Source organism: Nocardioides sp. (assembly GCF_030655615.1).
Lineage (GTDB): Bacteria > Actinomycetota > Actinomycetes > Propionibacteriales > Nocardioidaceae > Nocardioides.
This window is the reverse complement of record NZ_JAURVJ010000213.1, coordinates 34604-51595: the sequence shown is the minus strand read 5'-3', so window position 1 is coordinate 51595 and position 16992 is coordinate 34604. Positions and strand designations below refer to the sequence as shown.

The following is a 16992-nucleotide window of genomic DNA, read 5'->3' as shown; positions in this document are numbered from 1 at the left end:
CGCGACGAACCCTTCCCGGGTCCGTAGCGTGAGAGTGGTCATGAGTCGTCTGTCCCGGGACCGCGCCGAGTTCGCGGAGTTCGTCGCCGCCCGGTCCCCCGCCCTGCAGCGGGCGGCCTACCTGATGGTCGGCGACGTGCAGCACGCCCAGGACCTGGTCCAGGAGGCGCTGACCAAGACCTACGTCGCCTGGCCTCGCCTGGCCGACCTCGGCCACGCCGAGGCCTACACGCGCAAGGCGATCACGACGACCGCGATCTCCTGGTTCCGTCGCCGGTCCTGGCACGAGCGGACCGTCGATCGGTTGCCCGACCGACCGGTCACCGACCACGCCGCGGCCGTGGTCGACCACGGCGCCGTCTGGGAGGCGCTGCTGGAGCTGCCCGTCCGCCAGCGGACCGCGATCGTGCTGCGCTACTACGAGGACCTCACCGAGCCCCAGACCGCCGAGGCCATGGGCTGTGCCGTCGGCACCGTCAAGAGCCAGGTCTCCTCCGGGATGGCCAAGCTGCGCGCCCTCCTCGGTGACGACCCCGACCTGCTCCCCTCCCTCGACCACGTGGTGGTGACCCGATGACCGATCAGCTGAACGCCGTCCTGCGCGACCAGGCGGAGACCGTCCGGTTCGCCCCCGTCGACCTGTCCGCCGTCACGAGCGACGGCGACCGGACCCTGCGCCGGCGACGCCGCGTCGCCGCGACCGCGGTCGTCGCCGTCGCCGTGCTCGCCGTCGGTCTCGGCGTCGCCCAGCTGCGACCCGGTCGCGAGACCACGGGCGTGACCCCGGCCGACCGTGACGACCTGTTTCCCACCAGCACCCGCGACCTCGAGCCGATGGTGACGGTCGGGCCGCGGGGCTTCGAGGGCGACCGGGTCGTCCGGTACGACCACTGGGTCGACTCCCTGGTCCGCACGCTCGACAGCCACGTCTACCGCTACGGCGACCGGATCTACGCCGACGTCGGTGGCACGACCACCGACCTCGGACCGGGCGACGACCCGGTGGGCGACGAGGACGGTCACCTCGTGGGCTGGGTCCGCGCCACGTCCGACGACCTCACCGCGGGAGACCTGGTCGTCCTCGACACCCGCACCCTCGGGACCCGCACCTTCCCGCTCGGGACCACCGGGCCCGGGACGGCGCCGACCCTCGTCGACCTCGAGGGCGCGACGGCCTACGTCCAGGACGGTCGCGGGTCGCTGGCGCTCGACCTCGTGACCGGGGCGACCGCGCCGACCTACGAGGACCTCTGGGACGTCGAGAACGGCGTGGTGGCGGCCTTCGACGAGGTCGACCTGACGGTCGTGGCCCCGGGCCGCACGACCCGCCTCACCTGGGCCGGCAACGGCATCCTGTCCCCCGACGGCCACTACTTCGCCACCGAGGACCTCTTCTTCGACGGCGGCCGCCTCGACCCGGTCGGGGTCCTCGACACCGGTACCGGTCGCCGTGCCCGGCTCGACGTCGCCGTCGCCGGCCCGAAGGGCGAGGACGCCCTGGTCCTCCCGACCGGCTGGCTGGACGACGACACCGTCGCCGTCGCCGTCATCCCGATGGACGACACCCACACCGAGACGCTCCTCACCTGCGACCTGCCCGCCGCGACCTGCCAGGTCGCCGTGGCGGACGTCGAGGCCCTGCCCGGCCGCTCCTCGATGGGACGGACCTACCCCGGGGGCGGGCACCTCTGAGGGTCGTCGCTCAGACGCTCGCCGACCCGGCCGGCATCGGCGCCTGCCACCCGCGCCACAACGCGAGCAGCCGCCACACGAGGCAGACCAGTGCCCCCGCCACCGCCACCGGTACGACGGGCAGGTCGGCCCGCTCGCCGGCCACCGCGACCGCCGCTCCGGCGAGGGCCGGGATGGCGTAGAGGTCGCCCCGGAAGACCACCGGGACGCGACCGGTGAGGACGTCGCGGACCATTCCGCCGCCGATCCCGGTGACCATCCCCATCAGCGCAGCGGGCAGGGGGCCGAGGCCGACGTCGAGGGCCTTGAGCGCACCGGCCACGCAGAACAGCGACAGCCCGAACGCGTCGAACACCGAGACCTGGCGCTCCATCCGGCCGAGCACGCCGTGGAACGAGAAGGTCACCAGGCCCGCCGCGACGGGCACCAGGAGGTAGCGCCAGTCCGCCAGGGCGGCCGGCGGCGTGGCGCCGATGAGGACGTCGCGCAGGAAGCCTCCGCCGAGCCCGGTGGTCCCGGCGAGCACGAGCACCCCGAAGACGTCGAGGTCCTTGCGGACGGCGACCAGGGCGCCCGAGATGGCGAAGACGAAGATGCCGACGAGGTCGAGCGTGACGAGGGTCCCGGACACCGGTCGAGCGTAGGGCGGACACAGGGCGCGGCGTACGCGGGAGGACACGCCCGCTGGCGTAGGGTCGACCGGAACGGAGCAGCGCAGGAGATGGGACACGAGATGGAGAGGGCCGAGCAGGTCAGGCAGCCCGAGCACGACCGGGCCGCGGTCGAGTCCCTCGGTGTCCCCGACACAGCCGGCGCCCCCGTGCCCACCCCCCACGAGCAGCCCGTCACGCTCGCCGGCGTGAGCGAGGACCGTGCCCGGCTCCTGCTCGTCGACGAGCGCGGCGGCACGTTCACCCTCGCCGTCACGCCCAGCCTGCGAGCCGCGCTGCGCGGCGATGCCTCACGCCTCGGCCAGTTGGAGATCCCCATGGAGAGTGTCCTCCGTCCCCGCGACATCCAGGCCCGGATCCGGTCCGGCGAGAGCGCCGAGGCCGTGGCTCAAGCCGCCCAGACCAGCGTCGACAAGATCATGGCGTTCGTCGGGCCGGTGCTCGCCGAGCGCCAGCACGTCGCCGAGCGCGCCCAGAAGTCCAACGTGCGCCGCTCCGCCGGCGAGTCCGGCTCCTCCGGCGGTGGCCGCACCCTCGGCGACGCCGTCGAGAGCCACCTGCGCTCGCTCAACATCGACCCCGAGGGCGTCGAGTGGGACTCCTGGCGCCGCGAGGACGGCCGGTGGACCCTCGCCGCCGGCTTCGCGCTCCCCGTCCGCACCGGCACCGCCCACTTCAGCTTCGACCTGCCCGGCAACTTCGTCGTCGTCGACGACGAGGACGCCCGGTGGCTCGTCGGTGAGGCCGTGCCGTCGCCGGCCCCGGCCCGCGACGACCTGCGCTCGCAGCGCGAGCGCCGGCTGACGTCGGTCTCGCAGGACGAGCTGCCCCTCGGCGACGACGCGATCGAGCTGGTCTCCGACGAGCCCTTCGACGGCGACGAGCCGGTCGAGGCGTTCCTCGACGACTCCCCCGCCTCCGACGACCCGGCGCTGCGCGAGGAGGCCCGCGAGGCTGCGGACTCCGAGCCCGATCCGGTGCCCGATCCCGCGCCCGAGCCGGTCGAGGCCGCCCGGGAGACCGAGCCGAGCGTCGCCGACGAGGCGCCCGCCCGGCGTACGGTGCAGAAGAAGAAGGGCCGCGCGTCCGTCCCGAGCTGGGACGAGATCATGTTCGGTGGGCCGAACTCGGACTGACCGAGCTTGCGAGGTCTGACCGATCGTGAGGCGGTCGAGGGAGCCTGCGGCCGAGCTTGCGAGGCCGCAACGGCGGCTCGAGACCCTCTGGATCTCGTGTGACTCAGACCCCGTGGGTGGGGTGACTCAGCAGTAGGGTTCGGCCATGGCCTACTTCGTGACCGGCGCCACAGGGTTCATCGGTCGACACCTCGTCCAGGAGCTCGTCGACCACCGCAAGGGCGAGATCTTCGTGCTCTGCCGCTCCGGGTCGATGGGCCGCCTCGAGACGCTGATGCGCCGCTGGGGCTCCGGCCGGGTCGTCCCCGTCGTGGGCGACCTGTCACAGGACGCCCTCGGCGTCGACCCGCAGTGGGTCGCCGACCACACCGGGGGCATCGACCACTTCTTCCACCTCGCCGCGATCTACGACATGACGGCCGACGACGCCACCAACGAGGTGATGAACGTCGGCGGCACCCGCAACGCGGTCGAGCTGGCCTCGGCGCTCGACGCCGGGCGCTTCCACCAGGTGTCGTCGGTGGCCGCCGCGGGTGACTACCGCGGGCGCTTCGACGAGACGATGTTCGCCGAGGGCCAGCACCTGCCGTCGCCCTACCACCGCACCAAGTACGAGTCCGAGAAGATCGTGCGCGAGGAGAGCACCGTCCCGTGGCGGGTCTACCGCCCCGCGATCGTCGTCGGTCACTCCGAGAGCGGCGTGATGGACAAGGTCGACGGCCCCTACTACTTCTTCCCCGCGATGAAGGCGATGCGCGACCGGCTGCCGGCCTGGCTGCCGCTCGCCGGCATCGACCTGGGCGACACCAACGTCGTGCCGGTCGACTACGTCGCCAAGGCCATGGACCACCTCGGTCACCTGCCCGACCGCGACGGCGAGGCCTTCCACCTGGTCAACCCCGAGCCGCAGTCGACCGTCGAGATGGTCAACCTGTTCTGCAAGGCCGCAGGCTCGCCCCAGTTCGCGACCCCCGGGCCGCGTGTCCCGCTGCCGGCTGCCATCCGCTCGGGGCGGCTCTTCAACGCGGTCGTCAAGCAGCGACCGGCACAGTTCCTCCTCGACCAGACCCTGGGCCGGTTCGGCATCCCGGCCGAGGTGGTCGCCCACACCGGCTTCAGCGCGGACTTCGACTCCGCGCGCACCGAGCACGCCCTGGCCGGCTCCGGGATCGCCGTACCCGACCTCGAGAGCTATGCCCGCACCCTGTGGGGCTACTGGGAGGAGAACCTCGACACCTCCACCGGCCGCGACTCCCGCGTCCGCGCGGCGCTCGCCGGCAAGCACGTCCTCATCACCGGCGCCTCCTCGGGCATCGGCGCGGTCACCGCGCTCAAGGTCGCCCAGGCCGGCGGCATCCCGGTGCTCGTCGCGCGCGGCAAGGACAAGCTCGAGGACACCAAGTCGGTCATCGAGATGCGCGGCGGCACCGCCCACGTCTATCCCTGCGACCTCTCCGACCTCGAGGCCATCGACCGGCTCTGCGAGCAGGTGACCGCCGAGCTCCCGTCGATCGACTTCGTCATCAACAACGCCGGCCGCTCGATCCGGCGGTCGCTGCGCCTGAGCCACGACCGCTTCCACGACTTCGAGCGCACCATGCAGCTCAACTACTTCGGGGCGATCCGGCTCATCATGGGTCTCATCCCGGCGATGGAGCGCCAGAAGTCGGGCCACATCGTCAACATCTCATCGATCGGCGTGCAGACCAACCCGCCGCGGTTCTCGGCCTACGTCGCCTCCAAGGCCGCGCTCGACTCGTGGTCCAACGTCGTCGCGTCCGAGGTCGTCGGCAACGGCGTCACCTTCACCAACATCCACATGCCGCTGGTGCGGACGCCGATGATCGCCCCGACCAAGATCTACGACAAGTTCCCCACCATCTCGCCGGCCCAGGCCGCCGACACCGTCATCGCGGCCATGGTCGACAAGCCCCACGAGATCAACACCCTGCTCGGCAACGTCGGCGCCGTCGCCCACACCGTCGCCCCCAAGGCCGCCTTCCGGATCCTCAACATGGCCTACCACGTGTTCCCCGACTCGGCCGCCGCCAAGGGTCAGATCGCCGAGGGCGGCACGCGCGAGACCGAGCAGATCATGCTGGCGAAGGTGTTTAAAGGCATTCATTGGTAACGGGCTCCTGACGCCGCTGCTGTTGACGTGACGCTGCGGTGGTTTCGAGACGCGTCGCTCCGTGCCGCAAGCGTCACGGAGCCGACGCTCCTCAACCTGCAGGCCTGATCGGACACTCGCTGGCCTCCGTCGAGCAAGCTCGCCGGAGACCGGCGAGTGTCCGAGCCTTTGACAATCATTCTCATCAAGACTGAGAATGATTCTCATGCGACGCGCCCCGCTCCTCCTCACGCTGCTCCTCGCGACCTCCGGCTGCGCGGCGTTCGGTGACGACACCGAGGGCACCCAGGTCGCCGCGGCCTTCTACCCGCTGGAGTACGTCGCCGAGCGGGTCGCCGGCGACCTGGCGGTCGTCAGCAACCTGACCACGCCCGGCACCGAGCCGCACGACCTCGAGCTCACGATTCGCGAGACCGCCGAGATCGCCCGGGCCGACCTCGTGATCCACGAGGACGGGCTCCAGCCGGCCGTCGACGACGCCGTCGCCCAGAACGCGGCCGGCGAGGTCATCGACGCCGCCGCGGTGATCGGGCTGCAGCCGTTCGCCGACGAGCACGGCGACGACCACACGGAGGGCGACGGCCACGACCACGGCGACGAGCTCGACCCCCACTTCTGGCTCGACCCGCTCAAGATGGCCGACCTCGGCGACGCGGTTGCGGAGTCGCTGTCCGACATCGACCCCGACCACGCCGACGACTTCGCGGCCGGCGCGGCCGCACTGCGGGCCGACCTCGTCGACCTCGACGCGGCCTTCACCGACGGACTCGCCGACTGCGACCGGCACACGATCGTGGTGTCGCACGACGCGTTTGGCTACCTCGGCCGCTACGGCCTCGAGGTGGCCCCGGTCGCCGGCCTCACCCCCGACGCCGAGCCGACGCCGGCGGTGCTGGCCGACCTCCAGGACCTCATCCGCGACGACGGCATCACCACCGTGTTCTCCGAGCGGCTGGCCAGCCCGCGCCTGACCCAGGCCCTGGCCGACGACATGGGCGTGAGGACGGCCGTGCTCGACCCGCTCGAGGGCCTTGCCGACACGACCAGCGGCGACGACTACCTGAGCCTGATGCGCGGCAACCTAGCCGCCCTGCGAGAGGCCAACGGATGCCGCTGACCACGCCCGACACCTCGGTGACGCCGATCGTGCTCCGCGACGGAGCCGTCGCCATCGGCGGCCGGCCGGTGCTGCGCGGCATCGACCTGACCGTGGCCACCGGCGAGTTCGTCGCGCTGCTCGGCGCCAACGGCTCCGGCAAGTCCACGCTGGTCCGCGCCCTGACCGGGCTGCGACCGCTGACCCGCGGCGACCTGCGCCTGTTCGGCGTACCGTCCGGCGACTTCGACCAGTGGCAGCGCATCGGCTTCGTGCCCCAGCGCAGCGGCGCCGCGTCCGGGGTGCCCGCCTCCGTCCGCGAGGTCGTCAGCTCCGGCCGGCTGGCCCGGCGCCGCCTGCTCCGGCCGCTCGGTGCGGTCGACCGGCGGGCCATCGACGACGCCATCGCCCTCGTCGGCCTGACCGAGCGGACCGGTGACGGGGTCGGCACCCTGTCCGGCGGCCAGCAGCAGCGGGTGCTCATCGCGCGGGCGCTGGCCGGCGACCCCGAGCTGTTCTTCCTCGACGAGCCGACCGCCGGTGTCGACCTGCACCACCAGCAGGTCCTCGCCGACGCCCTCGGCGCGCTCAAGGACCGCGGCTCCACCGTGGTCCAGGTGGCCCACGAGCTCGGCCCGCTCGCGCCGCTGGTCGAGCGGGTGGTCGTGATGAGCGACGGCCGCATCGCCCACGACGGCGCCCCCGCCGACGCTCCGGGCCACCATGACCACGGCCACCACCACGACGTACGCCGTCACGACCACGTCCCGCACGTGTCCTCACCCCTGGAGCGCGACCGATGAGCCCCGCCGAGCTGTTCAGCCTGCCCTTCATGCAGCGCGCGCTGCTGGCCGCGCTCTTCACCGGCGTCGCCGCACCGGCGGTCGGCACCTACCTCGTGCAGCGGCGCCTCGCGCTGATGGGCGACGGCATCGGCCACGTGGCCGTCACCGGCGTCGCGATCGGCCTGCTGACCGGCTGGTCCCCCACGTGGACCGCGGTCGTGGTCGCCGTGCTCGGCGCGATCGCGATCGAGCTGATCCGCGAGCGTGGGCACACCAACGGCGACGTCGCGCTGGCGCTGCTGTTCTACGGCGGCCTCGCGGGCGGCGTCCTCATCACCGGCCTGGGCAACCAGAGCGCGGCCCGGCTGCAGCAGTACCTCTTTGGCTCGATCACCACCATCTCCGCCGGCGACGTGGTCGTCACGATGGTGCTCGCAGCGATCGTCATCGGGGTGTGCGTCGGGCTGGCGGCCCAGCTGTTCGCGGTCGCGCAGGACCCGGAGTTCGCGCGCGTCGCCGGGCTGCGCGTCCGGTTCTACAACCTGCTCGTCGCCGTGCTCGCCGCGGTCAGCGTCACCGTCGCGATGCGGACCGTCGGCCTGCTGCTCGTCTCGGCGCTGATGGTGGTGCCGGTCGCGACCTCGCAGCAGCTCTCCCGCTCGTTCCGCACGACGCTCGGCGCGGCCATGCTCCTTGGCGCGCTCGCGTCGGTGGGCGGCCTGGTGGTGGCGGCGTTCGCGTCCTACCAGGCGCAGGTGGCGCCCGGCCCGACCATCGTGCTGCTCTCGCTCCTCGGCTTCGTCGTCACCTGGCCCGTGGGCGTCTGGCTCCGCCACCGAGCCCGGCTGCGCACCCCGTTCGCCGATGAGCCGCTCGGCCACGACGTCAGCGACGACCACGGGCACGAGACTCACGACCACGGCCCCGAGTGCGGGCACGTCGCCGTGCCCCACGACGACCACGTCGACTACGTGCACGACGGCCACCGCCACGCCGTCCACGGCGAGCACTACGACGAGCACTGAATCGATTTGTCGTGAGGAGTCGACTCGTGCCGCCTTGCCCGCACCACCTGCCCACGCTGCCGCCAGTCCGGTTCGGTGGGCAGGACCGGCACGGGGGCCGACTCCTCCCGACGTGCGCCGTGTGGCCCGGTAGGAGTGTGGCCCGGGCGCCGGGCGCCCGCTTGCATCCTGGTGGTCACCCATGACAAGTAGTCAGCCGGTCAGGCCGACGCGGCAGCGCACGGCCGTCGTCGAGGCCCTGGACTCCGCCGACGGGTTCCGCTCCGCGCAGGAGATCCACGCCCTGCTCGAGCGGCGCGGCGAGCCGGTCGCGCTGGCGACCGTCTACCGCACGCTGCAGCGGCTCGCCGACGCCGGCGAGGTCGACCTGCTCCGGGCGGAGGGCGGCGAGACGACGTACCGCCGGTGCTCGGCCACGCACCACCACCACCTCGTCTGCCGTACCTGCGGGGCGACCGAGGAGGTCGAGGGGCCCGCGGTCGAGCGGTGGACGCGGGCCGTCGCCGACGAGCACGGCTTCATCGACGTCAGCCACACGCTCGAGGTGTTCGGGACCTGTGCGCCGTGCCGCCGTCGGCGTACCGTCGAGGCATGAGCCGATTCTCCGAGCTGCCGGCGCCGATCCGGCTCGAGGACACGATCACCTCCGAGGACGCCTACGAGGTCGAGGCCGACACCGACCGGGCCGTCGACGAGTGGCTGCTCAAGAACGCCGCCGGCTGATCCGGTCGCCCAGCGTCGCTCAGGCCCGGCCGTAGCGCCGGTCGCGCTCGGCGTAGATCTCGATCGCCCGCCACAGGGCGAGCCGGTCGACGTCGGGCCAGAGGATGTCGGTGAAGACCATCTCGGCGTACGCCGCCTGCCACAGCACGAAGTTGGACAGCCGCTGCTCCCCCGAGGTCCGCCAGACGAGGTCGGCCTCGGACTGCTCGGGCACGTAGAGGTGCTTGGCGAAGGTCTTCTCGTCGATCTTGTCGGGGTTGAGCCGGCCCGCGGCGACCTCACGGGCGATCGACCGGGCGGCGTCGGCCAGCTCGGCCCGGCCGCCGTAGTTGACGCACATCGTCAGGGTCAGCACGTCGTTGTCGCGGGTCAGCTCCTCGGCGACCTGGAGCTCCTTGACCACCGACTTCCACAGCCGCGGCGCCCGCCCGGCCCACCGCACCCGCACCCCGAGCTCGTGCATCTCGTCGCGCCGCCGGCGGATCACCTCGCGGTTGAACCCCATGAGGAACTTGACCTCGTCGGGCGAGCGCGTCCAGTTCTCGGTGGAGAACGCATAGGCCGAGACCGCCTTGACCCCGATCTCGATGGCCCCCTCGACGACGTCGAACAGCGAGGCCTCCCCCGCCTCGTGCCCCCGCGTCCGCGGAAGCCCCCGCTCCTTGGCCCACCGCCCGTTGCCGTCCATCACGATCGCCACGTGCCGGGGCACGAGCTCGGGCGGGATGCTCGGCGGCGTCGCCCCGGACGGGTGCGGCGTTGGTCGTCGGACAGCGCGCTTCACACCCACCACCCTAGGGATCCACGTCCCCGACCCACCGCCGAGTCGGCGCAGAGTGCGAACCAGATCGCGCCGAGTCGGCGCAGAGACTCAGCCTGTACGCCGAGTCGGCGCACAGGTCGGGTCGGACGACCAGCACTCGAGCCTCGCGAGCACGACGCCGTCGAGGGCGCGCGCTAGCGCTGGACGTGCTCCCAGGAGCGCAGCTGCCGCTCGAGGTGCCAGGTGAGGAAGGCGGCGACGAGGGTGCTGGCCTCGCGGAGCTGTCGGTCGTCGGTGGCGTGGACGGCGTCCCAGTCGCCGGCGAGCAGGGCGCCGAGGACGAGGAGGGTCTCGGGAGCCGGTGAGGCGGACCCGGGGATGCGGCAGGTGGCGCAGAGGGCGCCGCCCATGGAGGGGTTGAACCACCGGTGGGGTCCGGCGATGCCGCAGTGGGCGCAGTGGTCGAACGTCGGGGCGTAGCCGGCGACGGAGAGCGAGCGCAGGACGTAGGAGTCGAGCACCTGGAGGGGGCGGCGGTCGGGGGCGGAGAGGGCGCGGAGGCCGCCGACGAGGAGCAGGAACTGCTGCACCGCGGGCTCCTTCTCCTCGGGGACGAGCCGGTCGGCGGTCTCGAGCATCGCGGTGCCCGAGGTGTAGCGGTCGTAGTCGTTGCCCATCTGGGCGTGGAACAGCGAGCGCGTCTCGGCCTGGGTGACGATGTCGAAGGTGCGGCCCTCGGCGAGCTGGAGGTCGACGTGGGTGAAGGGCTCGAGGCGGGAGCCGAACTTCGACGTCGTACGACGGACGCCCTTGGCGACGGCGCGGACCCGCCCGTGGTGGCGGGTCAGCAGGGTGATGATGCGGTCGGCCTCGCCCAGCTTGTGGGTGCGCAGCACGACCGCCTCGTCGCGGTAGAGAGGCACCCGCCCATCATCCCCCTCAGGCGGTGGAGCCTCGGGGACGACGCGCGCGCGCCTCCTTCTTCCAGCAGCCGAGGGCGAAGTCGACGGCCTCCCGGTCGAGGCGGTCGGGCCAGAGGCGCCACTCGAGGATGCTGTGGGCGCGTACGAAGGTCGCGTGGGGCATCTCGGCCGCGAGCATCGCCGCGTCGGCGGCGGGGTGGATCGGGTCGGAGGGGTGCCCGACGACCAGGGCCGGCATGGTCATGGCGCGGCGCACCTTGGACGACGGGGCGACGCGGCCGAAGAAGATGCCGTGGACCACGGCGGCCATCGAGTCGGCGCGCTGGTTGCAGGTGTCGAGCGCGATGCCGACCCAGAACGGCACGATCCCGCGCGGCACGGGCTTGGTGACCCGGCGCAGGCCGTTGACGGTGAAGGGCAGGAAGCGCGCGGCGAACATGAGCGGCGCGAACGCGACGATCCCGGCCTCGACGGCGTTGTCGAGCACCGGCATCTCGAGGATCAGCCCGCGGACGCGCTCGGGGGCCGCCGCGGCGACCTCGAGCGACACGTTGGCGCCGAGCGAGGTCCCGCCGATGACGGCCTGGGGCGCGCCGAGGTGGTCGAGCAGGGCCAGGACCTGCTCGCCGAACGCCGTCATCGAGTAGACGAGCGGGTCGGCGGGCCGGTCGGAGCGGCCGTGGCCGAGCAGGTCGACGGTGACGACGTGCAGGCCCTCGGAGGCGAGGGCCCGGGCGAGCGGCTGCTGCATCCGGCGCGGCATGAGCTGGCCGTGGACCAGCACGACCCAGGAGTCACCGGTGCCGTACTCGGTGTACTCGAGCCGGTCGCGTCCCGAGTCGCTCTGCAGGAAGAACTGGCCGATGCGCTCGGAGACCAACATGCCGGAGAGGGTAGCCCGCGGCAGCCGTCCGGGCGGCCAGGTGACGGGTTCTCCGAAAAGTGCCTCGGGGGCGCGGCCCCTGTTCGACAATGTGGAGCGTGGCCTCCCCCTGCGCACTCGCGGGCCGCCCTACGATCGCACTGCTGACGGCGGTCGTGGCGGTCGACGTCGCCCTGACCCTCGACCTCGAGTCGGTGTCGGCGCTCGCGTCCTGGTGGACCAGCGTGGGGCTCGGGGTCGCGCTCGTCGCCCTGACCCCCGTACGCCGGTGGCCCCTGCTGGTCGTGACCCTGGCGGTGCTGGGCACCGCGGTCGGCTTGCTTGCAGGCGACGACCTCCGGCCGGCCGCCACGACCGCGGGGCTGCACGCGCTCGCGGCCGTGGCCGGCGCGCTCGTGGTCACCCGGGGGGGGCGCCGCGGTGCCCGGCTGATCACCCAGCGCGACCTCCTCGCGGTCGTCGCCGCCTCGGTCACGTGCGGCGTGATCGGGCTCGCCGAGCCCTTCGCGGCGGGGGGCGGCGGGCCCGGCCCGTCGGGTGAGGAGCTCCTGCTCCTCGGCGCCCAGCACGCCGTACCGACACTGCTCCTCTGCGCGCTTGCGCTGCTCGGCCACGAGGTCCGGGCCCGGGCCGAGTCGGCGGGCGAGCTCCTGGTCCAGGTGCTCCTGCTCTGCGCCGTCACGGCCGCCGTCTTCGCACCCAGCCAGGACACCCCGCTGACGTTCCTGCCCATCCCGGTGCTCGTGTGGGCCGCCCTGCGGTTCGACGCCGGCGTCGTGGCGGCCCAGCTCGTCGGGTTCGCGGTCGCGGTGACGACGGCGACCGCCGCGGGCGCCGGACCGGTGGCGGCCGCCGACATCGACCGGGCGACCACGGGCCTGGTCGTGCTGACCTACGTGCTCGCGACAGCACTGGTCGCGCTGCCGCTCGCGCTCACCGTGCGCCAGCGGCTCCGGCTGCTGGAGCGGGTCGCCGCCGACGAGCACATCTTCCACCGCAGCTTCACCGAGTCGCCGCTGGGCATGGTGCTGCTCCGCGACCTGGGCGGCGTCCTGCGCATCGACGAGCTCAACGACGCCGCGTGCACGATCCTCGGGTCCTCCCGCGAGGACGTCGCCGGCCGCCGGCTCGACAGCGTGCTCGACACCTTCGACCGCGCGGACCAGGGGTTGGTGCGGCTGCTCCGCGGGCGCGCCGACGGGTGGCACGGGCACGCGGTCGCCCTCGGACGCGCCGGCTCGCGGCTCGAGGTGGCGATCGCGGCGCTCGACTGGCGCGACGGCTCGCGGATCTACTCCGCCCAGCTGCTCGACGTCACCCAGGAGCACGACGCCCAGCGCCAGCTGGTCGCCGCGACCCGTCTCAACGACGCCACCCTCGACACGACGGCCTGCGTCATCCTGGTCACCGACGCCCTCGGCACGGTCGTCCGCGTCAACGCCGCGACCCGCGCCATCACCGGCTTCGCCGACGACGACCTCGTGGGCCGCCCGGTCTGGGACCTGCCGATCGCGGCGCTGAGCCGGGCCGAGACCGAGGCCATGTACCTGTGGCCCAACCGCTCGGGCTACCCCATGGTCACCGAACGGCTCGGCCTCACCGCCGACGGCGAGCCGCTGCGCATCGTGTGGAACACCAACGTCGTCGCCGACGAGCACGGCGCGGCGTCCTACGCCGTCATCACCGGCATCGACGTCACCTCCGAGCGCAGCACGACCGGGCTGATGTCGCACCTGCTGTCGGCCTCGATCGCCACCGCCCTCGTCGGCGTCGACGGCGCGGGCCGGATCACCCTGGTCAACGCCGGGGCCGGCGAGATGCTCGGCTGGACGCCGGAGGACCTGGAGGGCCGGTCGTTCATCGAGCTCTTCGACCCCGAGCAGCTGCGCACCCGCACCGGCGCGGACGGCATCCACGCGGCGTTCCTCTGCCTGGTCGGCATGATCGGCGACCGCGACGAGTCGGTCCCCCGCGACTGGACCTGGCGCACCCGGCACGGCCGCGAGCTCATCGTGTCCATGACGCTCAGCGTCACCGAGGACCTCGGCGAGGACCGGGTCGGGCTGCTCTGCGTCGGCCGCGACGTGACCGCGCAGCGCGAGGGCCAGGAGACGCTCGTGGCGGCGCTCGAGAAGGAGCGCACCGCGGTCGAGCGGCTGCGCGCGCTCGACCGGGCCAAGGACGAGTTCGTCTCGACGGTGTCCCACGAGCTGCGGACGCCGGTGACGAGCATCCTCGGCTACACCGAGATGCTGCGCGACGGGAGCATCGTCGACCCGATCCCCGAGCAGCTCCCGATGTTCGACACCATCGCCCGCAACGGCCAGCGGCTGGTGGCGATCTGCAACGACCTGCTGCTGCTGAGCGGCTTCGAGTCCGACGCCTCGCTCGGCGTCCGCACCCGGGTCGACCTGCGCAGCTGCGTGGCGTCGGCCTACGACTCGCTCTCGGTGCCGCCCGCCCGGCACGGCGTCACGGTCCACGTCGAGCCCGGTACGACGCCCCTGGCCGTCGCGGGCGACCGCAGCCAGCTCGACCGGCTGGTCGCCAACCTGCTCGGCAACGCCGTGAAGTTCACGCCCCCCGGCGGCCGGGTCGACGTGACCCTGGCCCACGTCGGCGGCCAGGCGGTGCTGACGGTGCGTGACACGGGGATCGGCATCCCGTCGGCCGACCACGACGCCGTGTTCCAGCGCTTCTACCGCAGCGAGCAGGCCCAGACGCAGGCCATCCCCGGCACCGGCCTCGGGCTCCCCATCGTCGCCGCCATCGTGCGCGCGCACGACGGCGAGATCACGCTGGACTCCGAGCCGGGCCTGGGCACGACCTTCCGGGTGCTGCTGCCGCTGACGGACCAGCTGCAGCCGGTGTGACCACGCACGCACCATCCGTTCCCCGGTCCCGCCCCGAACCCCTGGCCGCCACCCCCGGCACCCCCACCGGCACCCCCACCAGGACACCAGAGGACTCGGGAGACCACGTGTTCAGCAGCGCCGCACCCACGCCCGACGAGGGCTCGCTCACCCGCCGCGAGGCCGAGGTGCTCGACCTGATCGCCCGCGGCCTGAGCAACCACGAGATCGCCGAGGCCACCTCGCTGTCGATCAACTCGATCAAGTCGTTCATCCGGTCGGCCTACCGCAAGATCGGCGTCGAGAAGCGCTCGCACGCCATCCAGTGGGCGCTGGACCGCGGCTACGGCCCGGCCACGTCGGCCTGATCGGACGCAGCTCGCCTGGGCCCGCGGCCGCCCGTCCGCTGCAACTCACTGTTACGACCACTACCCCGGTGCTGTAGCGCCGGGGTAGTGGTGCGAACGGTGAGTTACAGCTGAGGGCCACGGCCCCCAGGGGGTCCCTCAGCCGACGCGGTTGACCGCGCTCACGACGGCCTTGAGCGAGGCGGTCACGATGTTGGCGTCGAGGCCGACGCCCCACACGACCTGGTCGCGCACGGCCAGCTCGACATAGGCGGCGGCGATCGCGTCGCCACCCGCGCTGAGGGCGTGCTCGTGGTAGTCGAGGAGCCGTACGTCGAAGTCGTGCGGCAGCGTGTTGATCGCGTTGAGGAACGCGGCGATCGGGCCGTTGCCGACCGACTCGAGGGTCTGCACGGCCCCGTCGACGTAGACGTTGACCGTCAGCGCGTCCTTCTCGCCGGCCGCGGAGCTGGTGTGCACGGAGTTGAGACGGAGCGGGGTCTCGCGGTCGAGGTACTCGGCGCGGAACGCCTCCCAGATCTCGCCCGGGGTGACCTCGCCGCCCTCGGCGTCGGTGCGCTGCTGGATGACCCGGCTGAACTCGATCTGCGCGCGGCGCGGCAGGTCGAGCTTGTGCTCGGTCTTGAGGATGTAGGCCACGCCGCCCTTGCCGGACTGGCTGTTGACCCGGATCACGGCCTCGTAGGAGCGGCCGACGTCCTTGGGGTCGATCGGCAGGTAGGGCACGGCCCAGGTGTGCTCGCCGACGCTGACCCCGGCGGCGGCCGCGTCGCGGTCGAGGGCGTCGAAGCCCTTCTTGATCGCGTCCTGGTGGCTGCCGGAGAACGCCGTGTAGACGAGGTCGCCGCCGTAGGGGTGGCGCTCGTGGACGGGCAGCTGGTTGCAGTACTCGACGGTGCGGCGGATCTCGTCGATGTCGGAGAAGTCGATCTCGGGGTCGATGCCCTGCGTGAACAGGTTGAGGCCCAGCGTGACCAGGCAGACGTTGCCGGTGCGCTCGCCGTTGCCGAACAGGCACCCCTCGATCCGGTCGGCGCCGGCCAGGTAGCCCAGCTCGGCGGCCGCGACCGCCGTACCGCGGTCGTTGTGCGGGTGCAGCGACAGGACGACGTGCTCGCGGTGGTGGAGGTGGCGGTTCATCCACTCGATCGAGTCGGCGTAGACGTTGGGCGTGGCCATCTCGACGGTCGCCGGCAGGTTGATGATGACCGGCTTCTCGGCGGTGGGCTCGAAGACGTCGAGCACCTCGTTGCACACGCGCACGGCGAACTCGAGCTCGGTGCCGGTGTAGGACTCGGGGCTGTACTCGTAGTAGACCTGCGTCTCAGGAACGCCCTCCTCGTACTTCTTGCACAGCCGCGCGCCCTGGACCGCGATGTCCGCGATGCCGTCCTCGTCGAGGCCGAAGACCACGCGACGCTGCAGCGTCGAGGTCGAGTTGTAGAGGTGGACGATCGCCTGCTTGGCGCCCTTGATGGCCTCGTAGGTCCGCTCGATGAGCTCCTCGCGGGCCTGGGTGAGGACCTGGATCACGACGTCGTCGGGGATCAGGTCGTCGTCGATGAGCTGGCGCACGAAGTCGAAGTCGGTCTGGCTCGCGCTCGGGAAACCGACCTCGATCTCCTTGTAGCCCATCTTCACCAGCAGCTGGAACATGGCCAGCTTGCGGGTCGGCGACATCGGGTCGATGAGGGCCTGGTTGCCGTCACGCAGGTCGACGGCGCACCACCGGGGCGCCTGCTCGATCCGCTTGGTGGGCCAGGTGCGGTCGACGAGGTCGACCGGGATGAACGGCTCGTAGCGCTGGTGCGGCATGCCGCTGGTCTGCTGTGAGCCCGTGTGGTGGGGCTGCGTGCTGGTCACGATCTTCTCCTGCTGGACGACGGGGTGCCGGCGCAACGCACTCTCCGCAGCGAGGAGGTCGGCGGGTCAGACCTCGCTGCG

The 16992-nt window shown here is 72.5% G+C and carries 16 protein-coding genes; 11 read left to right on the top strand and 5 right to left on the bottom strand.

What is annotated here, in order from left to right:
• The first annotated feature begins 40 nt into the window (after positions 1–40).
• Together Q7T52_RS18745 and Q7T52_RS18740 are read left to right on the top strand one after the other, a co-directional pair.
• Positions 41–577: a SigE family RNA polymerase sigma factor gene (locus Q7T52_RS18745; RefSeq protein ID WP_304805067.1), complete on the top strand. Its 537-nt coding sequence runs from the start codon at positions 41–43 to the stop codon at positions 575–577.
• Positions 574–1692: a hypothetical protein gene (locus Q7T52_RS18740; RefSeq protein WP_304805066.1), complete on the top strand. Its 1119-nt coding sequence runs from the start codon at positions 574–576 to the stop codon at positions 1690–1692. Before Q7T52_RS18745 ends, Q7T52_RS18740 begins: the two co-directional genes overlap by 4 nt.
• A gap of 10 nt (positions 1693–1702) precedes the next feature.
• Here the strand turns inward: Q7T52_RS18740 and Q7T52_RS18735 are convergent, their stop codons facing one another.
• Positions 1703–2323 carry a trimeric intracellular cation channel family protein gene (locus Q7T52_RS18735; protein WP_304805065.1) on the bottom strand — a complete coding sequence of 207 codons (621 nt, stop codon included), beginning with the start codon at positions 2321–2323 and terminating at the stop codon, positions 1703–1705.
• A gap of 90 nt (positions 2324–2413) precedes the next feature.
• Here Q7T52_RS18735 and sepH point away from each other — a divergent pair, with 90 nt between their 5' ends.
• The 7 genes from sepH (at position 2414) to Q7T52_RS18700 (ending at position 9259) form a co-directional block, all read left to right on the top strand.
• Complete coding sequence (sepH, locus tag Q7T52_RS18730) at positions 2414–3499, top strand: septation protein SepH (RefSeq protein WP_304805064.1); 1086 nt, start codon at positions 2414–2416, stop codon at positions 3497–3499.
• Between the two features lie 145 nt (positions 3500–3644).
• Positions 3645–5630, top strand: a complete 1986-nt coding sequence (locus Q7T52_RS18725; protein ID WP_304805063.1) for an SDR family oxidoreductase — start codon at positions 3645–3647, stop codon at positions 5628–5630.
• 205 nt (positions 5631–5835) lie between these two features.
• Positions 5836–6747 (top strand): metal ABC transporter substrate-binding protein, encoded by a 912-nt coding sequence (locus tag Q7T52_RS18720; RefSeq protein ID WP_304805062.1) that lies wholly within the window; start codon positions 5836–5838, stop codon positions 6745–6747.
• Positions 6738–7529: a metal ABC transporter ATP-binding protein gene (locus Q7T52_RS18715; protein ID WP_304805061.1), complete on the top strand. Its 792-nt coding sequence runs from the start codon at positions 6738–6740 to the stop codon at positions 7527–7529. The genes Q7T52_RS18720 and Q7T52_RS18715 overlap by 10 nt, the downstream gene beginning before the upstream one ends.
• Positions 7526–8536 carry a metal ABC transporter permease gene (locus tag Q7T52_RS18710; RefSeq protein WP_304805060.1) on the top strand — a complete coding sequence of 337 codons (1011 nt, stop codon included), beginning with the start codon at positions 7526–7528 and terminating at the stop codon, positions 8534–8536. Before Q7T52_RS18715 ends, Q7T52_RS18710 begins: the two co-directional genes overlap by 4 nt.
• A gap of 181 nt (positions 8537–8717) precedes the next feature.
• Positions 8718–9131 carry a Fur family transcriptional regulator gene (locus Q7T52_RS18705; RefSeq protein ID WP_304805059.1) on the top strand — a complete coding sequence of 138 codons (414 nt, stop codon included), beginning with the start codon at positions 8718–8720 and terminating at the stop codon, positions 9129–9131.
• Positions 9128–9259, top strand: coding sequence for a hypothetical protein (locus Q7T52_RS18700; protein WP_304805058.1), 132 nt, complete (start codon positions 9128–9130; stop codon positions 9257–9259). Before Q7T52_RS18705 ends, Q7T52_RS18700 begins: the two co-directional genes overlap by 4 nt.
• A gap of 19 nt (positions 9260–9278) precedes the next feature.
• Here the strand turns inward: Q7T52_RS18700 and Q7T52_RS18695 are convergent, their stop codons facing one another.
• The 3 genes from Q7T52_RS18695 to Q7T52_RS18685 form a co-directional block, all read right to left on the bottom strand.
• Positions 9279–10043: an isoprenyl transferase gene (locus tag Q7T52_RS18695; RefSeq protein ID WP_304805057.1), complete on the bottom strand. Its 765-nt coding sequence runs from the start codon at positions 10041–10043 to the stop codon at positions 9279–9281.
• Positions 10044–10216: 173 nt separating this feature from the next.
• Positions 10217–10945 carry a DNA repair protein RecO gene (gene recO / locus Q7T52_RS18690; protein WP_304805056.1) on the bottom strand — a complete coding sequence of 243 codons (729 nt, stop codon included), beginning with the start codon at positions 10943–10945 and terminating at the stop codon, positions 10217–10219.
• 16 nt (positions 10946–10961) lie between these two features.
• Entirely contained in the window at positions 10962–11828 is an 867-nt protein-coding gene (locus tag Q7T52_RS18685; protein WP_304805055.1) for an alpha/beta fold hydrolase, read from the bottom strand.
• 98 nt (positions 11829–11926) lie between these two features.
• On the opposite strand from Q7T52_RS18685, the gene Q7T52_RS18680 reads away from it, so the two are divergent.
• Together Q7T52_RS18680 and Q7T52_RS18675 are read left to right on the top strand one after the other, a co-directional pair.
• The gene (locus Q7T52_RS18680; protein WP_304805054.1) at positions 11927–14701 is read left to right on the top strand and encodes a PAS domain S-box protein; all 2775 of its coding nucleotides are present in this window, start codon (positions 11927–11929) and stop codon (positions 14699–14701) included.
• A 107-nt stretch (positions 14702–14808) separates the two neighbouring features.
• Positions 14809–15048 carry a response regulator transcription factor gene (locus Q7T52_RS18675; protein ID WP_304805053.1) on the top strand — a complete coding sequence of 80 codons (240 nt, stop codon included), beginning with the start codon at positions 14809–14811 and terminating at the stop codon, positions 15046–15048.
• Between the two features lie 138 nt (positions 15049–15186).
• On the opposite strand, the gene leuA is transcribed toward Q7T52_RS18675, so the two are convergent.
• A complete protein-coding gene (gene leuA, locus Q7T52_RS18670; RefSeq protein ID WP_304805099.1) occupies positions 15187–16863 on the bottom strand; it encodes a 2-isopropylmalate synthase in 1677 nt (558 codons plus the stop codon).
• Positions 16864–16992: the final 129 nt, after the last annotated feature.

Coding starts and splice junctions, on each gene's coding strand:
- Q7T52_RS18685 (WP_304805055.1), bottom strand. CDS start 11,828: ATGTTGGTCTCCGAGCGCATCGGCCAGTTCTTCCTGCAGAGCGACTCG.
- Q7T52_RS18720 (WP_304805062.1), top strand. CDS start 5,836: ATGCGACGCGCCCCGCTCCTCCTCACGCTGCTCCTCGCGACCTCCGGC.
- Q7T52_RS18715 (WP_304805061.1), top strand. CDS start 6,738: ATGCCGCTGACCACGCCCGACACCTCGGTGACGCCGATCGTGCTCCGC.
- Q7T52_RS18740 (WP_304805066.1), top strand. CDS start 574: ATGACCGATCAGCTGAACGCCGTCCTGCGCGACCAGGCGGAGACCGTC.
- sepH (WP_304805064.1), top strand. CDS start 2,414: ATGGGACACGAGATGGAGAGGGCCGAGCAGGTCAGGCAGCCCGAGCAC.
- Q7T52_RS18725 (WP_304805063.1), top strand. CDS start 3,645: ATGGCCTACTTCGTGACCGGCGCCACAGGGTTCATCGGTCGACACCTC.
- Q7T52_RS18710 (WP_304805060.1), top strand. CDS start 7,526: ATGAGCCCCGCCGAGCTGTTCAGCCTGCCCTTCATGCAGCGCGCGCTG.
- leuA (WP_304805099.1), bottom strand. CDS start 16,863: ATGCCGCACCAGCGCTACGAGCCGTTCATCCCGGTCGACCTCGTCGAC.
- Q7T52_RS18700 (WP_304805058.1), top strand. CDS start 9,128: ATGAGCCGATTCTCCGAGCTGCCGGCGCCGATCCGGCTCGAGGACACG.
- Q7T52_RS18745 (WP_304805067.1), top strand. CDS start 41: ATGAGTCGTCTGTCCCGGGACCGCGCCGAGTTCGCGGAGTTCGTCGCC.
- Q7T52_RS18705 (WP_304805059.1), top strand. CDS start 8,718: ATGACAAGTAGTCAGCCGGTCAGGCCGACGCGGCAGCGCACGGCCGTC.